The sequence below is a fragment of the Modestobacter altitudinis genome, assembly GCF_005930475.1.
Lineage (GTDB): Bacteria > Actinomycetota > Actinomycetes > Mycobacteriales > Geodermatophilaceae > Modestobacter > Modestobacter altitudinis.
Genome location: NZ_SJEW01000112.1, coordinates 1 through 10,198 on the forward strand (window position 1 = coordinate 1; position 10,198 = coordinate 10,198).

Annotated in this window: 7 protein-coding genes and 1 pseudogene; 3 read left to right on the forward strand and 5 right to left on the reverse strand. The window is 75.5% G+C overall.

What is annotated here, in order from left to right:
* Positions 1-65 precede the first annotated feature (65 nt).
* Both FHL79_RS24005 and FHL79_RS24010 read left to right on the forward strand, forming a co-directional pair.
* Complete coding sequence (locus FHL79_RS24005; protein ID WP_026844433.1) at positions 66-305, forward strand: hypothetical protein; 240 nt, start codon at positions 66-68, stop codon at positions 303-305.
* Between the two features lie 134 nt (positions 306-439).
* A complete protein-coding gene (locus FHL79_RS24010; RefSeq protein ID WP_138761071.1) occupies positions 440-6,013 on the forward strand; it encodes a DUF3320 domain-containing protein in 5,574 nt (1,857 codons plus the stop codon).
* Between the two features lie 63 nt (positions 6,014-6,076).
* Here the strand turns inward: FHL79_RS24010 and FHL79_RS24015 are convergent, their stop codons facing one another.
* The 4 genes from FHL79_RS24015 to FHL79_RS24025 all read right to left on the reverse strand — a co-directional run bounded on the left by FHL79_RS24015 (position 6,077) and on the right by FHL79_RS24025 (position 8,512).
* Positions 6,077-6,673, reverse strand: a complete 597-nt coding sequence (locus tag FHL79_RS24015; protein ID WP_138761072.1) for an HD domain-containing protein — start codon at positions 6,671-6,673, stop codon at positions 6,077-6,079.
* Positions 6,674-6,776: 103 nt separating this feature from the next.
* Positions 6,777-6,929 carry a hypothetical protein gene (locus FHL79_RS25320; RefSeq protein WP_171058331.1) on the reverse strand — a complete coding sequence of 51 codons (153 nt, stop codon included), beginning with the start codon at positions 6,927-6,929 and terminating at the stop codon, positions 6,777-6,779.
* Positions 6,930-7,003: 74 nt separating this feature from the next.
* Positions 7,004-7,972 (reverse strand): TIGR03557 family F420-dependent LLM class oxidoreductase, encoded by a 969-nt coding sequence (locus FHL79_RS24020; protein ID WP_138761073.1) that lies wholly within the window; start codon positions 7,970-7,972, stop codon positions 7,004-7,006.
* A 75-nt stretch (positions 7,973-8,047) separates the two neighbouring features.
* Positions 8,048-8,512, reverse strand: coding sequence for an NUDIX hydrolase (locus FHL79_RS24025; protein WP_138761074.1), 465 nt, complete (start codon positions 8,510-8,512; stop codon positions 8,048-8,050).
* A gap of 141 nt (positions 8,513-8,653) precedes the next feature.
* Between FHL79_RS24025 and FHL79_RS24030 the strand changes: the two genes are divergently transcribed.
* Complete coding sequence (locus FHL79_RS24030; protein ID WP_138761075.1) at positions 8,654-9,817, forward strand: RtcB family protein; 1,164 nt, start codon at positions 8,654-8,656, stop codon at positions 9,815-9,817.
* A gap of 96 nt (positions 9,818-9,913) precedes the next feature.
* On the opposite strand, the pseudogene FHL79_RS24035 reads toward FHL79_RS24030, so the two are convergent.
* Positions 9,914-10,198 (reverse strand): annotated as a pseudogene (locus FHL79_RS24035) (metallophosphoesterase family protein); the annotation flags it as partial.

Sequence of the window (10,198 nt, forward strand, 5' to 3'; positions counted from 1 at the left end):
GCGCCGGGGCTGGTGCGGCGGGCGTGTTGCCCTGAGCATGTCCGGCCCGACTCCACAGTGGACCCATGGGGTTCCCGTACCGAACAGCTCGCGCCGTCCTGATGGTCGGGTCGCTGAGCGACCCCGCCGGCCAGCAGCCGCGACTGATCGGACCCGCACACGCCACCCTCGGCCTGTCCGGCGCCCGCGGCCGCAAGGCCCTCTGCGGTGCCTACGTCGCCCGCGACGAGGAGGTCGCCTGGCCTCCGCGCCCCGAGGTCTGCGACGCGCTGTGCCCCGACTGCAGCGAGCTCGCCCGGCTCTGAACGACGGCTGACACGGCCCCGCCGTGGGCCACTGACCAGGGCTCCCAGGACCCACTCGACATCTGGTGTCACAGCAGTCCCACGCCCGGCTGCGCCTGACGGGAACGGTCCGTCCGCTCCGGTAGACACCACCCATGGGCAACGTCGCGGACCTCCAGTGGGCCACCGAGGAGCCGGTCCCGCCGGCGTCCCCGGCCGTCGCCGTCGACGGCCCGACCACACCGGTCGAGGTGCCACCTGCCGGCTGCCGGCCGGCCGCTCCCCCGCCCCAGGGCCTGGCGCAGCTCGCCGCCCACGTCCGGCCCGGGGACCCGGCCGTCCGGGCGCTGGTCGCCGAGGCAACCGACCTGCTGGAGGCCGGCACCGGCAGCGGCAGCATGTCCGGCTGGGCCGACGACGCCGAGCGGGTCGACGAGGTGGTCGAGGCGCTGACCTGGGCCGTGCGCCGCCGCGAGGTCCGCTACCAGGAGACCGTTGCGGGCGGTGCGGGCCGGTCACCGCGCACCCCCGGCGAGGTCCTCGACGGCCGCGTCGGCACCTCGCTGGACCTGGTGCTGACCCTGGCCGCCGCCTTCGAGCAGGCCGGCCTCCGCCCGCTGCTGTGGCTCGTCCCGGAGCACGCCTTCCTCGGCTACTGGCGCGAGGAGCGCAGCACCGAGGCGGCGGCGACCACCGACGTCACCGCGCTGGTCGACCTCGTCGACCGGGGCCGGATCGGGCTGGTCGAGACCCGCCTGCTCACCGACCGCGGCAACACCAGCGCCGACCTGCACGGCCCGGCGTACTCCGCGTGGCTGACCGGGGACCTCACCGGCGTCCTCGGGGTCACCGACGTCCACCGCGCCCGCCACGAGGGCATCGAGCCCCTGCCGTCGCGCACCGACGACGTCCCGACGGAGGACGTCCCGACGGACGACGCACCGGAGGTCGGAGCAGCGGACGAGCCAGCCCGGTCCCCGCTGCAGCGCTGTGCGGACACCCTGCTCGACCTCACCCGGCGCAACCCGCTGGTCGACCTCCCCGCGCGCGCCGGTCTGCCGTTGACCGTGCCGCAGACCGCCCTCCCGGTGCTGGAGGACCTGCTCGGCGCCGGCGCGACGCTCACCCTGCTGCCCGGGGACCGGGTTCCCGGGCTGCACGTGGAGCCCGGTCCCCGGCCGGCCGGTGAGCTGCCGGCCGAGCAGCTCACCGCGCTGCTGGCCGGGCAGCGCGCCGTGCACGTGGCCCTCCCCGAGGCCGAGCACCTGCCGCGGCTGCGGGCGCTCGCGCACGACGCGCGCACCGTGGTCGAGGAGACCGGCGCCAACGACCTGTACCTGGCCCTGGGCACCCTGGTGTGGGAGCTCGACGGCCGGCCGGTCCGCTCGCCGCTGGTGCTGGTGCCCGTCGTCCTCAGCACCGCGGCCCGTGGCGGGGGCCACCGGCTGACCGCCGACGAGTCCGGCACCCCTCGCCCCAACGACTGCCTGCGGGAGCTGCTGCGCCGGCGGCACGGGCTGGACGTCCCCGGGCTGGACACGCCCTCCGCCGACGGGACCGGCATCGACCTGACCGCCGCGCTGCACGCCGTCCGGGCGGCCGTGGCCGAGCGCTCGCTGCCGTGGCGGGTGGAGCCGACCGCGGAGCTGGCAGTGCTGCCGCTCACCGACGTCCGGCTGTGGCAGGACCTCGACGCCTCCGGGGCCGACCTGGCGGAGCACCCCCTGGTGGCCGCCCTGACCGGCACCCCGGACGAGTTCGTTCCCGGCCCGGTGCCGGCCACCGCGGAGGCCGTGGACCTGGACGAGCTCGCCGCCCGCTGCCCGCTGCCCGCCGACGCCACCCAGCTGCAGGCGATCGCCGAGGGCACCGCCGGGCACACGTTCGTGCTCGAGGGCCCGCCCGGCACCGGCAAGACCCAGACCATCGCCAACCTGGTCACCCACGCCGTCGCCGAGGGCAGGCGGGTGCTCGTGGTCGCGGGCAAGCGGGCCGCGCTCGACGGCCTCGCCCGCCGGCTCGACGCGGTCGGCATGGGCCCGATCACGCTCGACCTGCACGCCCGGGGCAGCCGGCCGGCCGTCGTCCGGGCGCAGGTCCGGACGGCACTGGCCCACGCGGTCGACGTCGACGAGCAGGGCCTGGCCGCCGACGCCGAGGACCTGGCCTCCGCCACCCGCACGCTGGCCCGGTACGCCGAGCGGCTGCACGCCGAGAACCCCTGCGGGCTGTCGTTCTCCTCGGCGCACGAGGTCGTGCTGGCCGCCGACGCCGACGTCCCGGTGCTCCCGGTGACCCCGGCCTTCGCTGCCCGCGCCGACGCCGACGTGGTGACGGCGGTGCGCCGCGCGCTCGCCCTGCTGCCTGAGATCGCCGGCCTGGCCCGCCCCTCGGCCGGGCACGCGTGGGGCTTCATCGACACCATCGACCTGGACATCACCGCGGTCCAGCAGGCGGCCGTCGCCGTCGACACCGCTGTCCGCGAGCTGCCCGGCGGGGGCGGGCTGGCCGCCGCCGTGCGGGCGGTCCGGTCGGTCGAGGACCTGGACACCCTGGTGCACCTGCTCACCGGCCCGCGGGTGACGCTGGACGTGCTCGACGAGGTGCGCTCGCCGCGCTGGGCCGCGGCCACCGCGGACGTGACCGGCGAGATCGCCGCGCTGACCGGTGCCGTGCACCCCGCGCTCGAGACCGTCACCCCCGACGCGCTGGCGCTGCCGCTCGCCGACCTGGTCGCGCGGGCCCAGACCGCGGCCGCCACCGGCTGGTGGGGCCGGCGCGGCACGCTGGCCGACCTGCGCGCGCAGCTGGAGCCCGTGCTGAAGCCGGGCGCGACGGTGCGGACCAAGGACCTGCCGGCGCTGCTGGAGTCGCTCGGCCGGCTGCAGGCCGCTGTGCACGCCGTCGCGGCCCGCGCCGTCACCATCCCCGGCCTGCAGGTGCCGGCCGGGTGGAACCCGTTCCTGGACTCCGGTCGCTTCGTGCTCGACGCCGAGGTGCGCTGGCTGCGGCGGGCCGCCTCCGCCGTCGACGGCTCCACCGTCCCGGCCGCCGCGCTGCGCCGCTTCCTGGCCGGCGGACCGGTCGCTGATGCCGGCGCGGCGCGCACCATCGCCCGGCTCCGGGACGCCGTGGTCACCCTGCTGACCGCGTGCTCCAGCAACTCCGCGCAGCTGGCCGCGTGGAGCGGCACCGACGGGCTCGCGCTGCGCTGGACGATGACCCGCCCCGAGCGGGGTGTGGAGTACGTGCACCCCATGTCGCTGCGCCGCTGGGTGAGCCTGCTGGACACCCTCGAGCCGCTCCGGCTGGCCGGGCTCACCGAGGCACGCGCCCAGCTGCGGCACGGCGTGGTGCGGGCCGACGACGCGGTGCGCGCCTTCGACCGCGGCCTGGCCGAGGCCTCGGTGGCCGAGCGGCTGACCACCACCGGTCTGGACGCCTTCGACGCCGGGCTGCACGAGAGCGTGCTCAGCCGCTTCACCGCCGCCTCCCGCGCGGTCCGCTCGCACCTCACCTCCGCCGTGCCGGCCGCCGTCCTGGCGGCTCGGCCCTCCGGCGCCGCCGGCGACCAGCGGGTCGCGGCCCTGCAGCGGGAGCTCGCCGAGCACCGCCGCGGACCCGGGGTCCGCGACCTGCTGGCGACCGACCTCGACCTGGTCACGGCCGTGCTGCCCTGCGTGCTGGCCACCCCCGACTCGGTGTCCCGGCTGCTCCCCGCAGCCCCGGACCTGTTCGACCTGGTCGTGTTCGACGAGGCGTCCCGGCTCCGGGTCACCGACGCCGTCGGCGCGCTCGGCCGGGCGCGGGCCGCCGTCGTGGTCGGGGACGGCCAGCAGCTGCGACCGGGCGACGGCCGGGAGGACCTGCTGTCCGCCTGCGTGCGGGCCGGCGTGCCCCGCCGGTCGCTGTCCTGGCACTACCGCAGCCGGGACGAGCGGCTGATCGCCTTCAGCAACACCCGGTACTACGACGACCGGCTGGCCACCTTCCCGGCGCCCGGGCACCGCCCGTCCCCGATCTCGCTGGTGCAGGTCGACGGCGCCCTCCTGCGCTCCGGCCCGGAGGCCGGCACCAACCCGGTGGAGGCCCGGGCGGTCGTCGCCGAGGTGGTGCGCCGGTTCGCGGCCGGGGCCTCCTCCCTCGGCGTGGTCACCCTGCACGCCGCCCAACGCGCACTGGTCGAGACGCTGCTGCGCGAGGCCGGGGACGAGCGGGTGACCGAGGCGCTGGACCGCCTCGACGGCGAGGGCTTGTTCGTCAAGCAGCTGGCCGACGTGCAGGGCGACGAGCGGGACGTCGTGGTGCTGTCCACCGGCGCCGCCCCCGCCGCCGGCCGGTGGTCGGCAGACCTCGGCCCGCTCGCCCGCGACGGTGGCGAGCGGTGGCTGAACGTGGCGGTCACCCGGGCGCGGCAGCAGGTCGTCGTGGTCAGCTCGTTCGCCCCGGAGCAGCTGCCGCCCGACGACGGCACGGCCCTGGGCGTCGCACACCTCCGCGGCTACCTGGAGGCCGCGGCGCGCGGCGCCGACGCGCTCCTCCGGCCGACGGCCGTCGGAGCCCGTGACCGGCACCGCGACCAGGTGGCCGCCGAGCTGCGGGAACGGGGCCTGGTCGTGCGCACGGACGTCGGGCTGTCCGACTTCCGGATCGACCTCACCGTGGCCCGCGCCGCGGCGCCCGACGTCCCGCTGCTCGCGGTGCTGCTCGACGGCCCGGCCTGGGCTCGGCGGCGCACCGTCGGTGACCGCGACGGGCTCCCCGTCGAGGTGCTCGGCGAGCTGGTGGGCTGGCCGGCGGTCGAGCGGGTCTGGCTGCCGGCCTGGCTGGCCGACCGTGACGAGGTCCTCGACCGGCTGGTCGCCGCGGTGGACGCCGTCCCGGTCGCCGACGAGCCGGCGCCCGAGCCGGAGCCCGCCTACGACGGCCCGCTCGCCGACGTCATCCCGCTCCGCCCGGCGCCCACCCCCGAGCCCGTCGTCCCCGAGCCTCTTCCCGAGCCCCTCGCCGAAGGCACGCCTCCGGCCGAGCCGGTCGTCGCCACGAGCACGCCTTCGGCGGAGCCGGTCGTCGCCGAAGGCGTGACTTCGGCGGAGCCGGTGGTCGCCCGGAGCGTGCCGCTGGGAAAGGCCACCCCGTCGGTGCGGCGGGCGACGGTGCGACCGGTCGCCGAGCCGCTGGACGAGGAGCAGCCGTTCGTCCCGTGGAGCCCGCGACCGGCCGGGGAGAAGAAGCAGCTCGACCAGCTGGCCGACCCCGCCGTCGCCAAGGTGGTCCGCCGGGTGCTGGCCGCCGGTCTCAAGGCCGAGGGCCCGGTGCACCGCGACCGGCTCACCCGGTTGACCGCAGGTGCCTTCGGGCTGACCCGGGTCGCCGAGGCACGCCGGGACGCGCTGCTCGGCCTGCTGCCGCGGACGGCCGTCGTCGACGGCGAGTTCGTCTGGCCGGCCGGGACCGACCGGGAGACCTGGACGTGGTTCCGCCGTCAGACGAGCAGCGCCCAGCGGCCCTTGGAGCACGTGCCCCCGGTCGAGATCGGCAACGCGATGGCCGCGCTGGCCCGCGCCGCCGGCGGGCTGACCGAGGACGAGCTCGGTCTGCGCACGCTGGAGGTCTTCGGCTCCCGCCGCCGCACCCCGGCGCAGCTGCCGCTGCTGCAGGCCGGCCTCGCCGCCGCGGTCGCCCGTGGCCGGCTCACCGCGCAGCCCGACGGCCGTTTCACCACCTGACTCGCCGGACGGTCGAGCTCTGCTCCACGGGTGGAGCAGAGCTCGACTCTTCCCGACCCGAGGTCAGCCGGCGTCCAGCGGGTTGGCCCGCACCCGGTCGGCGAACCCGCCGGCGACGAACCGGCCGGCGAGGGACGACGGCTTGCGGCGGGCCTGCTCGGTGAAGCAGCCGACGAACTCCTCGGCCAGGTCCAGCCGCGGGAAGCGGTCGAGCACCTCGGCGCGGAAGTCCGCCGGCCAGTCCTCGGGACGGCGACCGGACACGTCCAGCCCGGTGGCCAGCTCGAGCAGGTGCCCCTCGGGGTCGACGGCGACGTCCACCTCGTCGGCCATGTGGGCGACGATGACCTCCGCGGTCCGGCGTCGGCGGTCGGCGTCCCAGCCGGCGCCGGCGGCGAACACCCACGCGACGGCTCCCCCGGCCTCCTCGAACGGCAGCGTCGCGCTGTCGAAGGCCGGCACCAGCCCGAGGTCGTGCAGCATCGTAGAGACGTAGAGCAGCTCGGCGTCCACGGCGATCCCCCGCGACTGGGCGTACTCCGCCGCCCACAGGTGGGAGCGGCGGCAGTGGTTCAGCAGCGCAGCTGAGTGGAAGCGCTGCGCCACCTCGAGGGCGAGGGCTGCAGCGGCGGAGTCGGGCACCAGGTCGTCGAGGGGCACGCGCGGGAGTCTGGCCGCCGCCGGTGCCGCATGTCCTGCCCCGGCACGCCGATGGCAGGAAGGCTGCGGAGCTCGGCAGGACGGCGGTGCCGGACCGCCGAGGTCAGCCGCGACCCGCCTTCCCTGCCGAGCCGCCCTTCTTGTTGCGCATCGACGCGATGGCGCTCTTGATCTTGGCCTGGTTCTCCGGCTTCCGACCCTCGTCGATCGCCTTCTTCGCCAGCGCGCTCTTGGTGAGGGCAGCGAACAGCCCCATGGGGGTCTCCTCTCGTCGCAGACCTGCGTGAGGTGCCCGCCAGGGGCCGCGCTCAACCGGGACCCGCCGGTCGATCAGGACGACGGGGTCAGCGACCGCACCCGCTCGATGAGCTCGTCCTTGCACACGGCGAGGAAGCCGTCGGGGTCCGGGCCGGTGTTCTGCAGCACGATGTGGTCGAAGCCGGCATCGACGTAGGGCTGCGCCTGCTGCACGTGCACGTCCAGGTCCGGGCCGACGGAGAACTGGCCCCGGATGTCCTCGGCGTCCACGGTGGTGCTCGCGGCGTCGAAGTTGACCGGGTTGGGCAGCTCGCTCATCACCGGCCAGCCGGTCAGCGCCCAGCGGCTGGTCTGCAGCGCCGCCTGCACCGCGGCGTCCTCGGTCGGCGCCCAGGACATCGGCACCTCGGCGTACCTCGGCCCACTCCCGCCGTGCTGGACGAAGGCGTCGACGAGCTCCTTCTTGGGCTCGGTCGCGAACAGCCCGCTGCCGTACTCGGCGGCGAGCTTGGAGGCACCCGGTCCGCCGCTGGCGACCGCGATCACCGGCAGCTGGTCGGGCAGGTCCCAGATCCGGGCGTCTTCCAGGGTGAGGTACTCCCCCTCGTAGGACTGGTAGCCGCCCTGCCACAGCAGGTTGATGATCTCCAGCGCCTCGCGCAGCATGTGGTGCCGGATCCGGACCGCCGGCCAGCCACCCCCGACGACGTGCTCGTTGAGCCGCTCACCGGAGCCGATGCCGAGGGTGAACCGGTTGCCGGAGAGGATCTGCGTGGTCGCCGCGGCCTGGGCGATGACAGCGGGGTGGTACCGGATGATCGGCGCGGTCACGCCGGTCGCCAGCCCGATCCGCTGGGTGCGCGCCGCCATCGCGCCGAGCATCGACCAGGTGAAGCCGGAGTGGCCCTGCTCCTCCAGCCACGGGTGGAAGTGGTCGGACAGCTCGACGAAGTCGAAGCCGGCCTCCTCCGCTGCCACCGCCTGCGCGACGACCTCGTTCGGCCCGAAGGCCTCCGTGGCGATCTTGTAGCCGACCTGCATGGGAGGTGCCTTCCGTCGTCCGGGCTCGTCCTCCCGCGGTGCCCGGGCAGTTGACGTGGGAAACCGCGCCGGAGATCAGGCGAGCGCCGCCAGCAGCCGGTCGAGGAAGGGCACCTGGCCCGCCACGAGCTTCTCCCGGGCGACGTCCACGGGGAACCAGGCGGACCGGTCGATCTCCGGGAACTCCTGCTGCCGGCCCGACCGGGGCGGCCACTCCATCGTGAAGGTGTTGCTCACGGTGGCCGCGGCGTCCAGGTCCCCCTCGGCCGCCCACACGCTGAGCACCTTCCCGCTGCTGACCCGCAGCTCGCCGAGGTCGCGGAACGCCTCAGCGGGCACCGGCGAGCCCAGCTCCTCGGCGAACTCGCGCAGGGCGACGGCGAACGGCTCCTCCCCCGGGCCCGCCTCGCCCTTGGGGATCGACCACCCGGCGGCGTCCTTCCTGGCCCAGAACGGCCCGCCCATGTGCCCGATCAGCACCTCGAGGACGCCGTCCCTGGTGCGGTGGAGCAGGACACCGGCGCTGCGGGTGGCGGGCACGCCCCGCAGCTTTCCACGGACCCTCCCCGGGTAATGCGGGTGCGCGGACGACGCCCGGTCGCGTTGACTGCACCGGCCGCGCGGCACCACCCACCCCCGGGGCAGAAGTGGCCACTTCTGCCCTCTGCATGAAGAAGGACCATGGAGAAGATCAACGGACGCCTGCTCAACTGGGCGTCCATCCTCGAGCCCACCACCCGCGAGCAGGCCGAGCGCACCGCGGCGATGCCGTTCATCCACCCGCACCTGGCGCTGATGCCCGACGCGCACCTCGGCAAGGGCGCCACCGTCGGCTCGGTCATCCCCACCGACGGCGCGATCATCCCGGCTGCGGTCGGTGTCGACATCGGCTGCGGGATGATGGCCGTCCGCACCCAGTTCGCCGCCGCCGACCTCGCGGGGCAGGACCTGTCCGTGCTGCACGGGCAGATCTCCCGGTCGGTCCCGCTCTCGGCCGGCCGCTACAACAAGAAGGTCCGGTACAGCGCCGAGCCGCGGGTCGAGGAGCTGCGGGCGATGCCCGGCATCGCCCAGGCCGACGGCGCGGCGCACAACTGGCCGCTGCAGCTGGGCTCGCTCGGCTCGGGCAACCACTTCATCGAGGTCTCCCTGGACGAGCAGGACCGGGTGTGGCTCTTCCTGCACTCCGGCTCCCGCGGGGTGGGCAACAAGCTGGCCTCGGTGCACATCCGCCGGGCGCAGGAGTGGTGCCGGGAGCGGGGCATCGAGCTCGCCGACCGGGACCTGGCGTACCTGGAGGAGGGCACGCCGGAGTTCGACGCCTACGTCGAGGCGCTGCGCTGGGCGCAGCGGTTCGCCGCGCTCAACCGCGAGGAGATGATGGACCGGGTCGCCGAGCAGGTCGGCCGGTTCCTGCGGAAGGACGTCGAGCGGCTCGAGCAGGTGCAGTGCCACCACAACTACACCGAGCGCGAGCACCACTTCGGGCGGGACGTCTGGCTGTCCCGCAAGGGTGCGATCTCCGCGCGGGAGGGCCAGCTCGGGTTGATCCCGGGGTCGATGGGGACGGCGTCCTACGTCGTCGCCGGCCGGGGCAACGCCGACTCGCTGACCTCCTCGCCGCACGGCGCGGGGCGGAACCACTCCCGCAACGCGGCACGGCGGCTGTTCACCCGTGCGGACCTGGAGCGGCGGATGGCGGGCATCGCCTGGGGCCACTCGGACGCGTTCCTCGACGAGCACCCCGATGCCTACAAGAGCATCGACGTCGTCATGCGCGACGCGGCCGAGCTGGTCGAGATCCGGCACACGCTGCACCAGGTCGTCAACGTCAAGGGCGACTGAACGACCTCAGGGGCCATGTTGGCCACCATGGCCCCTGAGGTGCGCGGACGGTCAGTCCCGTACGGCAGCGCCTCGGCCGGGTCGGCCTCGCGCGGGTCAGTCCGAGCTCGGCCACGGCTGCTCGGCGGAGAGGCCCAACTGGGTGCTGCAGCTGCGGTCGTCGGCCACCGACTGCGGCCGGAAGTAGGTGGTGGAGGCGGTGACGTCGTCGCCGAAGGCCTGCGGGGTGTCGCCGGCGGCGGTGCCCCCGGCCAGGATCGCGGGGTCCGCCGACGGGGCGATCGAGAAGCGGACGACCCGGGTGAACTGGCAGTCCGCCCCGACCGACACGATGCTGAACTCGGTCGGCGGGCGCTTGGTGCCGCGCACGATGTTGTCCAG

Coding starts and splice junctions, on each gene's coding strand:
- FHL79_RS24005 (WP_026844433.1), top strand. CDS start 66: ATGGGGTTCCCGTACCGAACAGCTCGCGCCGTCCTGATGGTCGGGTCG.
- FHL79_RS24010 (WP_138761071.1), top strand. CDS start 440: ATGGGCAACGTCGCGGACCTCCAGTGGGCCACCGAGGAGCCGGTCCCG.
- FHL79_RS25320 (WP_171058331.1), bottom strand. CDS start 6,929: ATGGGGCTGTTCGCTGCCCTCACCAAGAGCGCGCTGGCGAAGAAGGCG.
- FHL79_RS24020 (WP_138761073.1), bottom strand. CDS start 7,972: ATGCAGGTCGGCTACAAGATCGCCACGGAGGCCTTCGGGCCGAACGAG.
- FHL79_RS24030 (WP_138761075.1), top strand. CDS start 8,654: ATGGAGAAGATCAACGGACGCCTGCTCAACTGGGCGTCCATCCTCGAG.